The sequence below is a fragment of the Prolixibacteraceae bacterium genome (assembly GCA_019856515.1).
Lineage (GTDB): Bacteria > Bacteroidota > Bacteroidia > Bacteroidales > Prolixibacteraceae > Halosquirtibacter > Halosquirtibacter xylanolyticus.
In genome coordinates, this window is sequence record CP082230.1 from 2,919,759 (window position 1) to 2,938,600 (window position 18,842).

An 18,842-nucleotide genomic window follows, 5' to 3' on the forward strand; every position below is an offset into this window, starting at 1 on the left:
CCCTCACCCAAAAAGGAAAATCGATGAATGAACTTCGAATGAACTTTGAGTGTACTTCGAACCATCTCAAAGAAAAGGCAGGGGTTATCAATATTTATCTAATATGACTGATGTTTCCCATGTCTTTATTCAGGTTCATAAACCATTGATTCAATGAGCCTAAAGAATTTATTATTTTCGGGTTTATTTTTAAGTACACTGATTATCAATTCATTAAAATCACTATCGATGATTTCTGCGAGAGTTCTCATCAATTCGAGGATAAAACCCCAAATTCGTTGTACTATTACAAGTTCCATTCCTTGATCTTTTACATGAGCAAAGATTCCACCTAGCGTCTCATATGCCTCGAACCTTTTTGCTAAACTAAAAACGTTAAACTCAATAATAGCTACAGATAGATCTGCTATTTGAGCATCAAAATCACTCGATTGAGATTTTCCTAAACCAAAATAGTTCTTTGATTCCTTAAAAAAGACCTCAATACTCCATCTAATACTATATATCTGATAAGCTTTCTCTATGCTCAGCTTTGTATTTGAAGATACCAATAAATGCCATTTCCCTCGCTTACTGTTCTTGCAAAAGAATAGTTTTACATCTGTACCTTTATATTTCACTGTGACTTCTGCACAATATAGACTAAGTGACTTTACCCATTTTACTCTCTTTCGCTGTTTAAGTAAGAGAGCAAGTTCTTTGGTGCTATATTCTTTGTCTTTGAAAGAATATTTAGCACTAGACATCTTAGCCATTGCAACAAGATGCATACCATTAGAGATCACAGTTTTTAATATTGAATCACAGAAGAACCAACTGTCCATAAGTATGTAGTCTACTGTAATTCCTTGTTTAATAGCATTTACCATCATCTCTTTTGCCATCGTTATTTTATCAATAACGAGTTCTTTCTCTCGGTTAAACCCATTACTCTTTGTTGATCGTTTCTTTGAGAACTGTTTTTTACGTTGTTTGGCAGTGAGTCCAAATGGAGTCTTTTTATTCTTCCCTCTTTCTTTATGTAGAGAGAAGTCCAATGTAAAATAGCTTTTGCCATCCCATAAACCTAGGAGTCTGTCGGACTTAAACTAATGAACTAAAATAAATTATTATCTTAGGAGTATGAGATGTTTTAAGAGTGCAGATAGAACCCAAGGCTTACTTATGCCACCGTCTATTAATGATTGGCTCCCAGAGAACCATCAGGCTAGATTCATTGTAGATATTGTAGAAGAACTTGATTTAAGATCCGTTTATAGACAATACCGAGGGTCTGGTACTATGGCCTATGATCCAAGGCTCATTTTATCACTCATACTTTATGGTTACTCTACAGGTGTATTTAGTTCAAGAAAGATAGAGGCGGCGACTTATGACTCAGTAGCATTTCGATTTATTTCAGGCAATCATCATCCTGATCATGATACTATTGCAAATTTCAGGAAAAGATTCCTGCCAGAGATTAAAGGTTGGTTTAAACAGGTTTTATTGATAGGAAAAGAGTTAGGGTTATTAAATCTTGGCAACATCTATATAGATGGAACTAAAGTTCAAGCTAACGCATCAAAACACAAAGCGATGAGTTATGAATATATGAAACGATTAGAGGAAAAACTTGAAACAGAAATAGACTCACTTTTAGAGTTAGCCAATCAAACAGACAATAAAGAAACTGATACAGACCTTGATATTCCTAAAGAAATAAGACGCAGGGAAACTAGACTTGTAAAGATAAGAGAAGCAAAATCGGTTGTGGAAGATCGTGCCAAGGAACGTTATTCAAAAGAGAAGAAGACGTATGATGCTAAAATACAGAAGCGCAACGATCATATAGATAAGACGGGAAAGAATCCAAGAGGCAGAGAGCCCAAAGCACCTAACCCATCCCCTAATGAATCTGATCAATACAATTTCACTGATCCAGAATCACGAATAATGAAGACCAAAGATGGTTTCAATCAATGTTTTAATGGTCAAGCTGCTGTAAATGATGACATGATAATCTTAGGTGCTTATAGTAATGCCCATGCAAATGACAAACGAGAGTTCATACCAACCATAAATACAATACCTACTGAGTTAGGAGAGATATCCATTGCTGTTGCTGACACAGGCTACTTTAGTGAAGACAATATTACAGAATGTCAAGACAAAGAAATAATCCCACTGATTTCTACTGCTCGTCAAAAGCATAATAGTTATTTAGACAAAAAGCTCAATGAGAATAGTTCATCTAATGATAATCAGGAACAGGAACAGGAACAGGAACAAACACCTATCGACAAGATGAATCAACTCTTAAATTCTCCCAAATACAATGAAATATACCGTAAAAGGAAACAGACTGTAGAACCCGTTTTCGGCATAATAAAAAAGGTTCTTGGTTTTAGACAATTTTCATTAAGAGGAGAAACAGAAACAGACTGCGAATGGTCATTGGTGTGTCTTGGATATAACTTAAAGAGGTTATTTAAGATGAAAATAGCCTAATATGACTACATATGGCGTTTAAATATACTTCATTAGAACTAAATTTAGGAGCATTATAAGCTTCTTAGACCGAATAACTGCCAAATATCAGAACTTAAATCAGGTTATAGATCAGAATCGGAAATCACTCGATATCCCATTGCTTAAGTCCGACAGACTCCTAGAAATAATCCTTTAAAACCAAATATATAACGATGGGTTACATGCGACCATATTTTACTAACATGTTCAGTTTTGTAGGTAGACTTCTCAAAATCAGTATCGTCAATAATTAAGCATCTTTCTGCTTGATTACAGTCATCAGAGTGAGAGTTTTTGGCTATTTGACCAAAGAGTTTATTATTACATGATGAAACTATAGTACGCCAATCTATCTGGCTGTTATTTTTAAATCGATAGAATGTATTCTTTTGTGCTTCTAACATCTCTGATAGATAATGCTTACTGTAGCTATAAATATTAGGGATAGAGAAAATTGGGAAAAGTAGTAAGCCTAATAGTATGTCACCTTTGAAGTAAGTAGACTGAGGCAACTCTTTATTTCCTAATTTCAGTTGTCTTAAGTTGAGTAACTTGTAAAGGCTAATAATTCGATTAATTCCTTTTTCACTTGAACTGAAAAAACTCTGTGTCTCTGAAAAAACTTTTGTACTTTTATTCTGAAGCATGATTTATTTGGTTATTGGAACAACATTAATTTACTGATAATTAATGAATTATCAAAATAAACATGCTTCTTTTTATGCTGTAAATCAAGATGTTAGCCTACATGGGAAACATCAGTAATATGATATACTCATAACCTTTTCCATAAGGAAACACTACATCATTCCAGTATCTAACATGAACATCACTCCCTAGCTTTAAAAACTCAAATACGAATGTACTGTTTCGAGTTCTTTTGCATTTAATTGAAACTTTATTCTTCCCTCCCAAGTATATTCTGTATTCGATGGGTAGAAAACACCTGAATCCTTTGGCAAAATAGGTTCTGACACCTCTCCCGATCCTCCATCAAAATCAACAAATAAGAGTTCATCAGTTCAATTCGTATCATCCGTATTCTATCCACTCCGCTCCAAACCTTCGTGTCTTTGTGTCTTCGCGGTTCCAGTCATCCGTGCGCCTCAACAAATACGTGGTAATAATTCTAGACGCAAGCATTGCGTCTCTACCAAGAATCATCGTTCAAAATAAATCTGTGTTAATCTGTACCATCTGTGTGCCATCCTTTCACTTTAACAAGATCCGTGGCCTACCCCTTGCATCACAAATAATGATCCGTTGAACCCATTGCAATATCATTAATCGGTCAGGCCTTCAGCCCTTCATGTTGGAGATATTTTATTACCCAAGGCTCATTTCTATGCTGCGCCAACGCGCAACATAGAAATTTCACCATTGGGCTATGTTCGGTTTCCCTTTCAGGGAAAGATGAAGCATCGTAAAATAACCTAAGCTTCAACCCTTTGTATCTTTGTGTCTTCGCGGTTCCAGTTATCCGTGCGACTCAACAAAGATCCGTGAAAATCCGTCTAATCCGTGGCCATATTTTCCTTGCAACACAACAACCCGACATACAATAATGCTTAGTTTGTGACAAGTCTCACTTTTTAGATAAATACACAATTAATTCTTAATATCTATTTGAATTAAAGGAGCAATTCCTTATATTTAAACAGGTCAAGACAGATAAATACTCTATGTTTTACATGTAATAAAACTAGAGCGTAGAACAGGTTTTTTTTACAACCACTACACCATACTTCCTAGGTGTCTGCTCCCACTTTCCTTCGTACCTTCTCCCACCTTTGTCCAAGATTCATCCATGGTATAGCCATGATTCAGCCATCGAGACCCCCGAAATCGATGGACAAACCATGGACGAACCATGGCTGAACCATGGACAAAGGTAGGAGAAGACTCCTATCAACCCCTTAGTAAGGTGGGAGAAGGTGTAAGGGATGTGAGGTGAATTGATATCTGTTGGTTTTACATCGACAAGAATTTATATGTCTGAATTTGGACTTATAAGGCTAGTGTAAATTAAACTCTGTCTGGGTTATTTTTCGTAGTGATTTTTAATATACTGTTTTTAAATCCCTGTAAGGTAGTGTAGATGTAAACTCTGTGTTTCTTATTTCAATGAGCTTTAGCTTGACAGTTGATACTGTTTATTCTCAATAGATGCCAATTGGATTTATAAAGGAGTTATATCATTGCGTTCAATTTTCGTTACCCTTCATTATAAATGTCACGATGTAGGGAGAGGCTATGCTTTTTGTTTTTTAACAAAGGATAAACAAAAATATTCACCGACCTTTATCGTTCGTTTTTTAATGCTACTTGGTATAAAGAATCTCACTGGAGAGAAAAGCAGTGCTTCCATTTTTTGTATCGTCAAAACAAAAACTGCTGATAAGAGCTTAGAGCTCATTTCAAAATGTAATTGGTATTAATTATCATACCACCAATATTTTAATGGCTACTATTGCTAAAATTTCGGTATATTTGCCAAATTGGAGGGGACATGTGTTCTTGTAGTAAAATTCGACAGAGTTGAAACAACTATACTATGTACTACTATCCATTTATTTAGCAAACAATAAGTTGGGCTACTTACGTTTTCGTAAGCTAAAATTCCAACACTATTTCGATATAGATTATACCGATGAAGAATATTCGTAACTTTTGTATTATTGCCCATATTGATCATGGGAAAAGTACCCTTGCCGATCGTCTGCTTCAAGTGACGAAAACAGTTAGCGAGAGAGAGATGAAAGCACAGGTTTTGGACGATATGGACCTTGAGCAAGAGCGTGGAATTACTATTAAGAGTCATGCTATTCGTATGGATTATCAACAAGACGGAGTGGATTACACTCTTAATTTGATTGATACTCCGGGTCACGTTGACTTCTCATATGAAGTATCCAGATCTATTGCTGCTTGTGAAGGAGCACTTCTTATTGTAGATTCCACACAAGGTATTCAAGCACAAACTATATCGAACTTGTATCTTGCGATCGAGAACGATTTGGAGATTATTCCTGTTCTGAACAAGATGGACCTTCCGAATGCGATGCCTGAGGTGGTAGAGGATCAGATTATTGACCTTATTGGTTGTGCTAGAGAAGATATTCTACGTGCTTCAGGAAAGACAGGAGAGGGTGTCGATGAGCTTCTTGAAGCCATTATCGAGAAAGTACCTGCTCCAGTTGGAGATCCTAAAGCACCATTACAGTGTTTGATCTTTGACTCTGTTTTTAATCCATTTAGAGGGGTTATCGCTTATTTCAAGGTGGTGAACGGAGAGATCAACAAAGGTGATTGGGTTAAGTTTATGGCCACCCAAGGGGAGTATAAGGCGGAAGAGATTGGATTTCTACGCTTGGAGATGGACCCAGCGAAGAAGTTATCTACTGGAGATGTAGGTTATATTATCTGTAGTATTAAGACCGCGAAAGAGGTCAAGGTAGGAGATACCATTACCCATAAAGAGCGACCTTGTGAAAACTATATTGATGGTTTCGAAGAGGTGAAGCCGATGGTATTTGCTGGGGTGTATCCAATCGACAGTGAGGATTATGAAGATCTTCGTGCTGCGATGGAGAAACTTCAGTTAAACGATGCATCATTAACCTATGAGCCAGAATCATCAGCGGCTTTAGGTTTTGGTTTCCGTTGTGGATTCCTTGGTCTTTTGCATATGGAGATTATTCAAGAGCGTTTGGATCGTGAGTTCAACATCAATGTGATCACTACGGTACCTAACGTTTCCTATATCGTTCACACCAATAAAGGGGAACAGATTGAGGTTTATAACCCGAGTGGGTTACCAGAAGTGACACTTATTGATCGTATTGAAGAGCCTATCATTAAGGCACAGATTATTACGAAAGCTGACTTTATCGGTCAGGTGATGTCACTATGTATGGAGAAGCGTGGTGTGTTGGCACATCAAAATTATCTTACTACGGATCGTATTGAATTGACGTTTACGATGCCATTGGGAGAAATTGTATTTGATTTCTATGATAAACTGAAGAGTATCTCTAAAGGGTACGCCTCATTTGATTATCATCAGATTGGTTATCAATCTGCGAAATTGGTTCGTTTGGATATTCTTTTGAACGGAGAGATGGTGGATGCTCTTTCTGCACTGATTCACTTTGACAATGCACAAACTTTCGGACGTAGGGTTTGTGAGAAGTTAAAAGATTTAATCCCTCGTCAGCAGTTCGATATTGCGATTCAAGCAGCTATCGGTGCTAAGATTATCTCTAGAGAGACGGTGAAAGCCGTACGTAAAGACGTTACCGCGAAGTGTTATGGTGGTGATATCTCTCGTAAGCGTAAACTACTAGAGAAGCAGAAGAAAGGTAAGAAGCGAATGAAGCAAGTAGGTAATGTGGAAGTACCACAGAAAGCCTTCTTAGCAGTATTGAAGTTAGACTAAGTTTTATTCCAAGGAAATGACTTGAGATATCATATTATCATTTTATTCCAAGGGCCTCATTGCTTTGATTAGATATTGAAAGGGAGTTTATCAACAACCGTTGATAAACTCCTTCTGATTAATCGGTATAAGATTAATCAGAAGGAAAGAAATAACGATAATTCTTATTGGATTAGGTACCCATCGTGTACTGTTCCCCTAGATGTTTTCCATCAATATAATAGAACTTTTCAAGACTATTGCTGCTGATCGGGTATGAATCCAAATAATCCTTTTAAAAAAAGAAGCAAACCCTTTAGTCATTCGAGTTCCCATTGCTACACTATCCAATTTCTTGTGATGACCTTCCCTGATGTTTCATTAGTCCATTTTCTACGTCTAATACGCGAATATAGAGACTTGTTTCTTAAAGGGAAATCTTGAATGGTTATATCTGGTAGAAATTCCTTAGAGGTTAGTTCATCATCAATTTATTCCTCAGGAATAACATTCTTTTCATCTAGATAAATGTCAACTTGTGATGAATGATCAACAATGTTAATCATGTCAAAATACCTAAATATTTCCTTTGGAAGAATTAACTCTGCAAGTAGTGATAATTGTGGGTCTTGTTCTTTCATAATAGAACGAAGATAAAAAATAATATTAAATGCTACCCCCTAATATTGCCTGCCCCCAAACCTCCTCTACGGACTTGCACCGATTAGTTAATCACCATGCATGGCACAAAAAAAGCTCTTCTAATAGAAGAGCTATATCTTGTTTCTTTTGTTTATCTTGAAAATGTATCTTGAAATTTACTTTCTGTTATTTAAAAAGTTTTTCAGAACTCTCGCTTTAGAGAGAAACAATATACTTGATAAATGAAATAATATTTTATTGATGGCACTAAGTTAGTAATAATTCTCGACTCGACAACTTTTTTCTAAACTTTTAACCATTCATCATCAGGTTTCGCGATTAATCTCGCATTATTTATGGCCATTTCTAACGTTAAACATGTCGCAGCCCTGTAAACGTCATCATTTTCCTTTTCAATTACTAAGGCAAGATCTGCACACGCTTTTGTTTTTAAGCACAAAGGCAATAGTAGCTGAAGTTTTCCATCATAGAATTGAGGAATAGCTGTTTTATAATTTCTCTTCACTCTTTTCTTTGCATCCTCAATTGCTCCCTGTAGTATATTTGACAACAAATGATCTCCCATAACAATAAACTCTTTTGGAAATCGAGATTTATTATCCTCAATAATATGGTCAATATTTTGTCGTAATTCTATAGTTGTATCATAAATTAAGTCGGCTGGATTTTTTATATAATTTGCTGTTTCTCCCAACGTTTTAAATTTTGTAAGGTCTCTATCACTAGATTTTCTCCACCCTTTAAAAAAGAATGGGATATTTGCCTCAGGCTTTTTATTAACTTCAGCATAACCAAAAATCTCTTCTTGATTTTTAGTAACTAAACCAGTATTAAAGCAGCAATAATCCCCCTCGACAACAACCTTTTTCTCAAACCACAGTCTCTCAAATGTATGCCAAACATAACTTACAAGAATTGGATGTTTGTGCTTATCATTGGTCTTTCCCCAGTTTTCGTCCATTGCAAGATCCTTGAGTTCTTCAATGGGATTATTAAAATTACCAAACCATAGGTGTTTAAAAAGTTTCATACAATTTAATTATTAATTTAACATAGAAAACCGATTAAGAGTTTCTATGTTAAAGGTCAAAAAAAATAAATGAATATACAATACTCTTAAAACTTCCATTTTTCTATTAGAGAGAATCTAACCATTTGACCTAACTAAGGGCAATTTTAACGCACTTAGATAAACCAACAAAGATTAAAACACAAGGAACCATAAGATGTAACTTTTTAACTGCTTACAACTTGCTCACAAATATGTTAACTTATCAATCCCTATGTATGTATTAACCTTATTTTATCTTTGATGTATTTATATATCAAAGATATAGGTTATACTACCCCCAACTGACCGTTATCGTTGGCACTATGTATATTTCGCACTCCAGTGGTTCCACCCTCAGAGAGGCTTAAATCTACAGGCTTATTTGTTTTCCATCCTCCTCGAGTGAAGTCAGGAATATCGATCGGAGCAGAGCGATTGGCAATAGACCATTCACTTAATGGGGTTAAACAACTCCAAGCGGCAGCATCGTAAACATCCATATCTACGGGCAGTCCATTGCGCAGGCAGTCGATCAGTCGCCAGTCCATGACGAAATCCATACCACCATGTCCTCCCACTTTCTTAGCCATGGCGCCTACACGACGAATAATCTCAGGGGTATATTTCTCTTCGATATCTTTAAACTCTTCCTTGTCTAGTATATGGTGTCCAAAAGCGAGGTGTTGTTTAGGCCATTTCTGTGCAAAGCACTTCGTTCCACTGAGCATATGTATTCTTGAATAGGGACGAGGAGAAGAGACATCGTGCTGAATCATTATCGTACGTCCTTTGATGGTACGAATAAGTTGGATATCCATATTCCCTCTCATCTTCTTGCCCACGAACTTCTCAAAGAAAGGATCTTCTTTTGCTTTCTCTTTGATTCGTTGCTCTAGGGTGAAGTCATTCGACATGATGGAGGTAAGATAATCCAAGCGGTCGCCTCTGTTGACATTCATCGCTTGACAGATAGGTCCTAGACCATGGGTAGGATATACATTGGCCATTCTCTCGTTCTCATACATTCGCCACATCTTGGTATAGGCTCCATCACTCATTTTTTCATCTTTTGGCTTATTAAATAGCCAATAGTCCAGATCATGAATATAGGCACCCTCGCCGTGGATTAAGTCGCCAAACACACCATTTTGAGCCATACTCAAGGTTAACATCTCGAAGAAGTCGTAGCAACAATTCTCAAGAATAACACAGTGTTTACGGGTACGTTCGGATGTCTCTACAATTTGCCAACACTCCTCCATCGTTTTGGCCGTAGAGACTTCGACAGCAGCATGCTTATTTCCCTCCATCGCAGCTACTGCAACAGGCACGTGCCACTCCCATGGGGTAGCAATATAGACGAGGTCAACAAGGTTACTATCACACATCTCCTTAAAAGCAGTATCGCTACCGATAAACTCTTTGGCTTTAGGAAGTGCAGCATCACTTAGGATCTTTTGTGCACCATCTAAGGCAGCTTGTCTAATATCACATATTGCAGTGATCTCGACTCCTTCGATAAAACTCATTCGTTTCACTGCTCCTGAACCACGGTCGCCAATACCCACAAACCCGACCCTTACGGTCTCTAGTTTAGGTGCAGCATAGCCACACATATTGAAATGTCCTGTGAAGCCCACTTTCGCTACAGGAGTATCCTTGACAACAACAGCTTCTTTGGTGGATTTGCATGATACTAGAGGAAGCGTTGCTACTGCACCCGCTCCAATAGATAACTCTTTGATAAAACTTCGTCTATTCTTCTTCATCTTGTGTTTTTCAGTTTGGTTTTATACTGATCCCTATAAAGATAGGAATATATTACCTAAATATACTGCACAAAAATTATGATCTATAAGTTGTCATACATGATTAATATCATATTTATAATAGATCAACATCAAGAAAAATAGATATCACCATATCGACTAGAATTAAAAAAAGGAGTTACAATAATGTAACCCCTTTATAGTGTATTTTCATTCATGATTAGCTATCCGCCTATTTTGGGATAGAGATAGTTTTATGCCAATTACATATTGTAAATGCAAATGGCATTAGAAGACATATATCTTCGGATTATTCTTATGTGCTACAACACGATCACTGTTTGGTATTTTAAATGAAATAATACCATTGGTCATATTGACCATCTCTTTGGCATTCTTCTTATACATTTTGTTTAACTCGTTATTCACAAGGATATTTTTAACCTTTAAACGAGGAAAACTGTACTTGCTATTTGGTCTATTCTTTATCTCAATATCAGGAAACGGGTTTTTCAATAACGTTGGCATCCAGACAGTCTTCAGTTCGTTGTTACGTCCCTTAATTGTCTTCAATTCATGATTAAAACCAAGGTCTATTGTTTTTATATAATTAGTCGAAAAGTTGATCGAAATCAATTTACGCTGTCCTGATAAGTTGATACCTTTTAATTGATTACATCTTATATTCAACAGTTGCAGTTTTGAATATTGTGGAAGCAGTATGGAGGTAATTTCATTTTTTGACACCACCAAAGATTCCAAACTGGACATATAAGAGCAATCCACTTTAGTTAAACAATTATTACTAATGTCTATCATCTCCAAACTATTTGGAAGAGACAACGAGACAATTTTATTGTGGCTCAAATCTAGGTTCTTTAAGCCAATCAATGAGGATAAATCAATCTTTTCGATATCGAAACCAGAAAGATTTAGTCCCTCAACTCTCTTTGGCGTATCACTACTCCAAATCACATGATCCCAACGTGCACATTCTTTGTCATCCCAACCTAAGACCTCTTTTCCTTTCTCTTCAGAAGAGAAGATCTTTGGATTATCTCTCAAAATCTGCATCAACGCTGCGACATCTTTTTGGTCGTAAATAGATTGTTCTAAATTTACGACACTAAAGAGACACAAAACAAAGCATAATGCGGCTTTCATAACTTTTTCCAAAATTAAGTTTACTACTACGTTCAAGCAATATTTAGGGGGGGAATCCTAAAAGTATCGTTCTCGACACCTTTAACATAAGACACTTTTTATTTCTAATTGTTGCAGCCACTATGTTAAAAAACCATAAGAACCTGATCTTTAGGCATAAAAAAAACCCATCATATGTAATGATGGGTTTGTATTGAGGTCAGTGGCGGATTCGAACCGCCGTGGATGGTTTTGCAGACCACTGCCTAGCCACTCGGCCAACCGACCTTTTAATATCGCAAATAAAAATAAGAGGTCAGTGGCGGATTCGAACCGCCGTGGATGGTTTTGCAGACCACTGCCTAGCCACTCGGCCAACCGACCTTTATTTGCGTTAGCGGTTGCAAATGTAATAAAAAAGAAATTACATACAACACTTCATCCCACAAAAAATAGAATTTTATCTTTCTTGTGTTACACTAACCGATCCGATCTGTCCGCCCATAGGTGGGTTTAGTTTGGATACTTTAATCTTTACCTTTTTGATTTGGTCACCAAATTCACCATACAGACGATCGAGAATTCTACCGGTAACATGTTCTAATAATTTAGAAGGGATCTGCATCTCTTCTTGTATCAATTCATAAGCTTTCAAATAGTTAAGTGCATCATCAAGTTCATCGGATTTAGATGCGGCTAAACAATCTGTTTCAATATGCGCATATACAATAAAGTTATTGCCAACAACTTGTTCCTCTTCAAAATGTCCATGATAAGCATGGAAGTACATATCTTCAATTTCAATTACACCGTATTGCATGGGTTCCTGTTTTTTTTGATAAAAAATGAGGTAGAGATCTATTGGTTCATCTATAATACCTATTAAATCATGAAAGAGGCTATACTCTTGCATACTATATAGTTTATACTTCGTTTTTAAATATCACGGTTAAAACAGGCTGTGCTTCTATTTCTGTGTCTTGTCTAAACAAAAGATATTCGCTATAATATACAACTCATTTCAAAATTCAATGGTACAAGAGGTATAGAGGCCTCTTTTGATGCAAATTAATAAATAAAAATCGAAAGAGTTTAAAGAAACTATTTTACTTTTGTAATATGGTAGGGATAGTATATACAATGAGTATCTCCTATCACTCTTTTCTATTTAAATACTAGCTTTTTGTATGCCGATTTAAGAATAACGTGGTATACAAAACAAAGAGATATATTATGACAGACACGAAGAAAACGAACGGAACGGAGGAGTCCAAAGTTCCTACAAACTTCATCCATCAAATCATAGAGGGGGAGATTTCAACATCAAAAGGTGGAGAAAATATCCACACTCGTTTCCCTCCAGAGCCTAATGGATACTTGCACATTGGGCATGCGAAGTCTATATGTCTAAATTTCGGTACTGCCCAGAAATACGGTGGCTTAACGAATCTAAGATTCGATGATACCAACCCATCGAAAGAGAGTACTGAATACGTTAATTCGATCAAACAAGACATTAAATGGTTAGGATTTGATTGGGGAGACAGAGAGTACTACACATCAGACTATTTTGACAAACTATATGATTTTGCCGTAGCCCTAATACAAAAAGGGTTGGCATATGTTGATTTCCAAAATCAAGAGACGATCAGTGGACAAAGAGGTACACCGACTCGTCCTGGTGTGGAGAGCCCATATCGTAATGTAGCTCCTGAAAAGAACCTTGAGGAGTTCGAGAAGATGAAGAATGGAGATTACAACGAAGGAGACTGTGTTTTACGTGCAAAAATAGATATGGCTTCGCCAAATATGCACATGAGAGATCCTTTGCTGTATCGTATCATGAAGGTGAATCACCACAGAACAGGAGACAAATGGTGTATCTATCCAATATACGATTTTGCTCATGGTCAAGGGGATTATTGGGAGGGTATTACCCACTCTATTTGCACTTTGGAGTTCGAAGTGCATCGTCCACTCTATGACTGGTTTATTGACCACCTTAAAGAGGGTGATTATCGCCCAAGACAGATTGAATTCTCTCGTCTGAACTTGAGCTATACTATCATGAGTAAGCGTAATCTTTTGTCATTGGTAGAAGAGGGGCATGTTACAGGATGGGATGATCCACGTATGCCAACGATCTCTGGCCTACGTCGTCGAGGATACACACCTGCATCTATTCGTAATTTCTGTGAAAAGATCGGGGTGACTAAGACAAATGGAGTTACGGATGTTGCTCTTTTAGAACATGCTGTTCGTGAAGATCTTAATAAGACAGCACAACGTGTGATGGGAGTTGTTAACCCACTAAAAGTGGTGATTACAAACTACCCTGAAGGACAGGTAGAAGAGTTGGATGCTGTAAATAACCCTGAAGATGAATCGATGGGTAAACGTAAAGTTCCTTTCACTAGAGAGATCTATATTGAGAAAGAGGATTTTATGGAAAATGCACCTAGAAAGTTCTTCCGTCTTTCTGTAGGAAAAGAGGTACGCCTACGTTATGCCTATTTCATCACTTGTAATGAAGTTATCAAGGATGAAAATGGTGAGATTGTGGAGCTACACTGTACTTATGATCCAGCTTCTAAAGGAGGTACTTCACCAGATGGAAGAAAAGTTAAAGGAACATTACATTGGGTTTCAACAACAGAGAATGTAGAAGCAGAGGTACGCGACTATGATCGATTGTTTAACGATCCAGCTCCTTCAAACCATAAGGACAAGAACTATCTAGAGTTCTTAAACCCAGATTCACTTAAGGTTATTCCAAAGTGCTATATTGAGCCTTTTGTTAAAGATGCTAAAGTGGAAGAGCATTTCCAATTTGAGCGTTTAGGATACTTTAACGTGGATAAAGATTCTACTTCAGAGAAGATGGTTTTCAACAAGACCGTTGGTCTGAGAGACTCATGGGGTAAGAAGTAAATCATCTCTTGACAATATATTTACGAGGCTGAAAACATCTGTTTTCAGCCTCGTTTGGTTCTATAACATAGTGAAGGGAGTTGCATAAGAACAAAAGATAACCTACTTTGTTGGTTTAATGTAATAGTACTCTTCAGTTAATGAAGTCAAATATTATTGTTGCTTATGACTACACTCGAAACAACCAATCATAATGCCAACAGAAGCCTCTCATTCTTGAATAAGAAACTTGGGATATCCTATAGAGAGAAAGTCACCACCATCTCGATATGGGCACCTTCAGCCGAAAATGTTATATGGCGTATCTATGATAAAGGGACCGCTGGTCGTTTGGTCATAGAGACCAAGTTAAATAGAGATAATGATGGTTTTTGGGAAGCATCCATTCAAAAAGATCTACATGGATTCTACTATACGATACAGGTAAAGAATCACGGTAAATGGCTTGATGAGATCCCAGACATTTATGCTTACTCTACGGGAGTGAATGGACACAGAGGAGTGATCTTTGACCCTCTAAAAACCAATCCACCTGAATGGGAAAAGGATACTTTCATCTCTCTTGAGAGCTATACTGATGCTGTAATATACGAGATGAATATTCGTGATTTTACCAAACATCCAGACTCTGGAGTTGAGCATCAAGGACTCTTCCTAGGGTTGACAGAAGAGGCAACGCACAATTCATATGGAGAATCTACAGCACTTAGCCATTTAGAAGATTTAGGAATATCACATGCTCATCTGCTCCCCGTTTCGGATTATTGCAAGTTAGATGAACGTACTCCGAACGAAGGATACAATTGGGGATATGACCCATTAAATTTCAACACCCTTGAGGGTTCCTATGCGACAACTCCTTATGACGGATTAAAAAGAGTCACGGAGTTTAAGCAACTTGTTTCGACGCTACATAAGAAAGACATTGGAGTCGTTTTAGATGTGGTTTATAACCATACAGGACTAATCGAAGGGAACTATTTTGATCAAACAGAGCCAGGCTACTTCTTTAGGCACAAAGAAGATGGTTCTCTTTCGAATGCTAGTGGTTGTGGAAATGAATTTGCCTCAGAGAAGCACATGGCAAGAAAATATCTGATTGACTCTTTAAAGTATTGGTGCGAAGAGTATCATATTGATGGTTTTCGGTTTGACTTAATGGGCATTTACGACCTAGAGACCATGAATATCATTGCAACTACATTAAGAGAGATCAATCCTTCTATTTTATTGTATGGCGAAGGGTGGACAGCAGATACCTCTGTTCTTGAGGAGTCGAAGAGGGCGGTTAAGAAAAACACGACACTGTTAAATCAAATTGCTTGTTTCTCAGATGACTTTAGGGATACTGTAAAAGGGTCGCAGTTTTCAGATACTTCTATTGGATTTATCTCTGGTATGAGAGGACAAGAAGAGGATCTGAAGAAAGCAATTGTTGGAGGTTTATCTCACCCTCAGATAGATCCTGAGTATTTAAAAGATAAAGGGTATTTGTGGGCGAACAACCCAACGCAGGTAGTTAATTACTTTTCGTGTCATGATGACTATACAATATACGATAAGTTGAAGATCACTCTGCCTTTAGAAGAGGATAATATGATCATCAATAGGATCAAGCTTGCGATGGCTATTAATATGCTTTCCCAAGGAATTCCATTTTTCCATAGCGGAGTAGAGCTCTTACGAACAAAGAAGGGAGTACGTAATAGTTATAATTCACCAGACTTTATTAATCAAATTGTTTGGAGTCGTAAGAAAGGTCATGTTGCATCTCTTTCAAAATATGTGGAACATCTCATACAACTAAGAAAAGAGGTGAACTCCTTTAGGCTGCAAAGAGAGGATGAAATTATTCAGAGGTTACATTTTGTCGAAGACTACAAGCAGGGAGTGGTTAGCTTTATTTTGAATCATAAAGAGCTGATCCCTGGTTTCGGGAATAAAATATTGGTAGCCTTTAACAATAATAATGAAATCATCGAGCAAGAGGTACCACATGCCAGCTGGGCACGATTCGACCTACTTAAGTACGAAGTAGCACCGCATGTTATACCATCGAATAAGATCTCTCTATCTCCAGTCTCTGCCAATATATTTATCTTGTTATAGTATTGGAAACAGAAGATTCAAATTCTTATAATCTAATCCGAGTCGTTGACCAACATCTTCGTTGGTTAACACTCCATTGTAGATATAGACTCCTTCAGCAAATCCGATGTGATATCGAATATGTTGTTCTATGCTCGGACAATTAGAGAGTTCTAAAAGTACTGACGTTAACACATTGCTTAGTGCGATGGAAGCAGTTCTAGAGACTCGTGTTGTGATATCTCGAACGCAGTAGTGTACGATTCCATTCTTAGTAAAGTATGGCTCCTTTACTCCTCTCAACTCAGAAGTCTCAAAGCATCCCCCTTGCATCATGTTTAAATCGACAACGACACTACCTTTCTTCAGAATATCCATCATATCTTCAGGAATAAAGAGTTCTAAAGGACTATTCTGTGACAAAGCACCAATGACAACATCTGCACTTTTAAAGGCTTTAGAGAGCGCCTGAGGATAAAATATAGAGGTGGATATACGCCCACCGAGCTTCTCATTTAAATCTCTTAGACGATTCACACAGTCGTCGAATATTTTCACTGTAGCCCCCATACCAAGAGCCGTCCGTGCAGCATACTCCGCAGCAGTACTTGATCCTAGAATAACCACTTCTGAGGGAGAGATCCCTGTGATTCCACCCAGAAAGACTCCCCTACCATTGTTATCATTAGAGAGATAATTAGATGCCACCTGAATAGAAAGCATTCCCGATATTTCAGAAAGAATCTGTGTTATGGGATAGGCATTATAGTCGTTCTGTAGATACTCAAAAGCAACACATGTTACTCTCTTACGCAATAGAGCCTGAATATGCTCCTTGTTTTGAAGATACAGATGTAGTGGAGACAAAATCACATGCCCCTTTTTCAAATATTTAAGATCATGTCGATCTAATGGAGTCATTTTTACTATGATTTTGCTCTGATAGACCTCTTCAATACTATGGCATATCTCCACACCATATTCTGAATAATCGACATCATTAAAACTGGCTCCTTTACCTGCTTGAGAAAACATTCGTATCACATTACCATTTTTGATCAGCAGTTCACATCCTTGCGGAGTTAGAGGAATACGGTTTTCTACACGCTGATCTGTACCCAATACCCCAATAGTCAACTGTTGTTTTCTAGAAAAATGACGTTTAAGTTCTTCCTGAGGAAGAAGCTTCTGCTGTGTTAATGATTCCAGTTTTAATAAGTCCCGATCATTCATAAACTATAATTTTTCTGTCGTAATCTGTCTCTGTCCATTCTCTAGCTCCTCAAGCTTTACCACGACTGTATTTGATGGCAATAGAGGATCTATTAATTCAGGCCACTCTATCAAACAGATATTGTTTGAATAGAAGTACTCCTCATAACCGAAGTCATAGACTTCATGAATATTTTTTATCCGGTAGAAATCGAAATGATACACGTTTCCTTTGTTACTACTATACTCATTTACCAATGAGAATGTAGGACTAGTTACATAATCCTCTACCTCTAATGCATCACACAATGCTTTTATGAATGTGGTTTTACCAACCCCCATCTCGCCATAAAAAGCAAATACCTTCTCCTCTGAATGTGCCTCAAGAAATGCTTGAGCCACTCTCTCTATATCTCCAATAGATTGAATTACTTCTTTAAACATATTATCAATGAAAATAGTTTCAACTTAACCTTAAATTAGTATCAGCCAAATTTATATGTTTTTTATCACTCATTGACCCACACTAGATTTTTATTAAAAAAAATATTCTAACTTAGGGGAAAGTTACAAAAAGATTAAAATTAAAGCTATGAATATTCCAGAAAATCTAAAGTATACCAAAGATCACGAATGGATTAAAGTAGATGGTAACATTGCTACTGTAGGTATTACGGACTTTGCTCAGTCAGAGCTTGGTGAGATTGTTTATGTTGAAATTGAGACTGAAGACGAAGATCTAGAGAAGGAAGAAGTTTTCGGTACAGTGGAAGCTGTAAAAACAGTATCTGATCTATTTATGCCTCTATCAGGTAAGGTAGTAGAAGTAAATGCTGGTCTTGAGGATGCTCCTGAATTGGTAAATAAAGATCCTTTTGGAGATGGTTGGATGATCAAAATTGAGATCGCAGACACTTCGGAGCTTGAAGCACTTCTTGAAGCTAGTGCTTACACTGAATTGGTTAGCGAATAGGTGATATCATTGTAAATTACCATAACTACAAAAGAGGTTGTTATTAAATAACAACCTCTTTTTTGTGTCATAGATATTTCTTGT

13 protein-coding genes and 2 tRNA genes are annotated in these 18,842 nt (G+C 37.1%); 5 read left to right on the forward strand and 10 right to left on the reverse strand.

Annotated elements, in window-relative coordinates:
- Positions 1-125 precede the first annotated feature (125 nt).
- The gene (locus tag K5X82_10540) at positions 126-1,037 is read right to left on the reverse strand and encodes a transposase (protein ID QZT35754.1); all 912 of its coding nucleotides are present in this window, start codon (positions 1,035-1,037) and stop codon (positions 126-128) included.
- 85 nt (positions 1,038-1,122) lie between these two features.
- On the opposite strand from K5X82_10540, the gene K5X82_10545 reads away from it, so the two are divergent.
- On the forward strand, positions 1,123-2,490 hold the full coding sequence (locus K5X82_10545; protein QZT35755.1) for an IS1182 family transposase: 1,368 nt from the start codon (positions 1,123-1,125) through the stop codon (positions 2,488-2,490).
- A gap of 143 nt (positions 2,491-2,633) precedes the next feature.
- Here the strand turns inward: K5X82_10545 and K5X82_10550 are convergent, their stop codons facing one another.
- The gene (locus K5X82_10550) at positions 2,634-3,158 is read right to left on the reverse strand and encodes a hypothetical protein (GenBank protein QZT35756.1); all 525 of its coding nucleotides are present in this window, start codon (positions 3,156-3,158) and stop codon (positions 2,634-2,636) included.
- A 2,003-nt stretch (positions 3,159-5,161) separates the two neighbouring features.
- Between K5X82_10550 and lepA the strand changes: the two genes are divergently transcribed.
- Complete coding sequence (gene lepA / locus K5X82_10555) at positions 5,162-6,949, forward strand: translation elongation factor 4 (GenBank protein ID QZT35757.1); 1,788 nt, start codon at positions 5,162-5,164, stop codon at positions 6,947-6,949.
- 925 nt (positions 6,950-7,874) lie between these two features.
- Here the strand turns inward: lepA and K5X82_10560 are convergent.
- From K5X82_10560 to folB, 6 genes are all read right to left on the reverse strand, one after another.
- Positions 7,875-8,621: a DUF3825 domain-containing protein gene (locus K5X82_10560; protein ID QZT35758.1), complete on the reverse strand. Its 747-nt coding sequence runs from the start codon at positions 8,619-8,621 to the stop codon at positions 7,875-7,877.
- Between the two features lie 308 nt (positions 8,622-8,929).
- Positions 8,930-10,411 (reverse strand): Gfo/Idh/MocA family oxidoreductase, encoded by a 1,482-nt coding sequence (locus K5X82_10565; GenBank protein QZT35759.1) that lies wholly within the window; start codon positions 10,409-10,411, stop codon positions 8,930-8,932.
- Positions 10,412-10,699: 288 nt separating this feature from the next.
- Complete coding sequence (locus tag K5X82_10570) at positions 10,700-11,575, reverse strand: hypothetical protein (GenBank protein ID QZT35760.1); 876 nt, start codon at positions 11,573-11,575, stop codon at positions 10,700-10,702.
- Positions 11,576-11,771: 196 nt separating this feature from the next.
- Positions 11,772-11,842: transfer RNA gene (locus K5X82_10575), tRNA-Cys, on the reverse strand.
- A 25-nt stretch (positions 11,843-11,867) separates the two neighbouring features.
- Positions 11,868-11,938: transfer RNA gene (locus K5X82_10580), tRNA-Cys, on the reverse strand.
- Between the two features lie 76 nt (positions 11,939-12,014).
- Positions 12,015-12,374: a dihydroneopterin aldolase gene (gene folB, locus K5X82_10585; GenBank protein QZT35761.1), complete on the reverse strand. Its 360-nt coding sequence runs from the start codon at positions 12,372-12,374 to the stop codon at positions 12,015-12,017.
- 413 nt (positions 12,375-12,787) lie between these two features.
- On the opposite strand from folB, the gene K5X82_10590 reads away from it, so the two are divergent.
- Positions 12,788-14,485: a glutamine--tRNA ligase/YqeY domain fusion protein gene (locus tag K5X82_10590; GenBank protein ID QZT35762.1), complete on the forward strand. Its 1,698-nt coding sequence runs from the start codon at positions 12,788-12,790 to the stop codon at positions 14,483-14,485.
- Positions 14,486-14,650: 165 nt separating this feature from the next.
- Entirely contained in the window at positions 14,651-16,594 is a 1,944-nt protein-coding gene (gene pulA / locus K5X82_10595; protein QZT35763.1) for a type I pullulanase, read from the forward strand.
- Here the strand turns inward: pulA and K5X82_10600 are convergent.
- Together K5X82_10600 and tsaE are read right to left on the reverse strand one after the other, a co-directional pair.
- On the reverse strand, positions 16,589-17,806 hold the full coding sequence (locus K5X82_10600; protein ID QZT35764.1) for an alanine dehydrogenase: 1,218 nt from the start codon (positions 17,804-17,806) through the stop codon (positions 16,589-16,591). The two genes, pulA and K5X82_10600, sit on opposite strands and share 6 nt — an antisense overlap.
- A gap of 3 nt (positions 17,807-17,809) precedes the next feature.
- A complete protein-coding gene (gene tsaE / locus K5X82_10605) occupies positions 17,810-18,229 on the reverse strand; it encodes a tRNA (adenosine(37)-N6)-threonylcarbamoyltransferase complex ATPase subunit type 1 TsaE (GenBank protein ID QZT35765.1) in 420 nt (139 codons plus the stop codon).
- Positions 18,230-18,377: 148 nt separating this feature from the next.
- Here tsaE and gcvH point away from each other — a divergent pair, with 148 nt between their 5' ends.
- Positions 18,378-18,758 (forward strand): glycine cleavage system protein GcvH, encoded by a 381-nt coding sequence (gcvH, locus tag K5X82_10610; protein ID QZT35766.1) that lies wholly within the window; start codon positions 18,378-18,380, stop codon positions 18,756-18,758.
- Positions 18,759-18,842 lie beyond the last annotated feature (84 nt).

What these genes read in the sequence shown, in the direction of transcription:
- K5X82_10590 (QZT35762.1), top strand. Translation starts at nt 12,788, where the DNA reads ATGACAGACACGAAGAAAACGAACGGAACGGAGGAGTCCAAAGTTCCT.
- gcvH (QZT35766.1), top strand. Translation starts at nt 18,378, where the DNA reads ATGAATATTCCAGAAAATCTAAAGTATACCAAAGATCACGAATGGATT.
- pulA (QZT35763.1), top strand. Translation starts at nt 14,651, where the DNA reads ATGACTACACTCGAAACAACCAATCATAATGCCAACAGAAGCCTCTCA.
- K5X82_10545 (QZT35755.1), top strand. Translation starts at nt 1,123, where the DNA reads ATGAGATGTTTTAAGAGTGCAGATAGAACCCAAGGCTTACTTATGCCA.
- K5X82_10600 (QZT35764.1), bottom strand. Translation starts at nt 17,806, where the DNA reads ATGAATGATCGGGACTTATTAAAACTGGAATCATTAACACAGCAGAAG.
- tsaE (QZT35765.1), bottom strand. Translation starts at nt 18,229, where the DNA reads ATGTTTAAAGAAGTAATTCAATCTATTGGAGATATAGAGAGAGTGGCT.
- K5X82_10550 (QZT35756.1), bottom strand. Translation starts at nt 3,158, where the DNA reads ATGCTTCAGAATAAAAGTACAAAAGTTTTTTCAGAGACACAGAGTTTT.
- folB (QZT35761.1), bottom strand. Translation starts at nt 12,374, where the DNA reads ATGCAATACGGTGTAATTGAAATTGAAGATATGTACTTCCATGCTTAT.
- K5X82_10570 (QZT35760.1), bottom strand. Translation starts at nt 11,575, where the DNA reads ATGAAAGCCGCATTATGCTTTGTTTTGTGTCTCTTTAGTGTCGTAAAT.
- K5X82_10560 (QZT35758.1), bottom strand. Translation starts at nt 8,621, where the DNA reads ATGAAACTTTTTAAACACCTATGGTTTGGTAATTTTAATAATCCCATT.
- lepA (QZT35757.1), top strand. Translation starts at nt 5,162, where the DNA reads ATGAAGAATATTCGTAACTTTTGTATTATTGCCCATATTGATCATGGG.
- K5X82_10565 (QZT35759.1), bottom strand. Translation starts at nt 10,411, where the DNA reads ATGAAGAAGAATAGACGAAGTTTTATCAAAGAGTTATCTATTGGAGCG.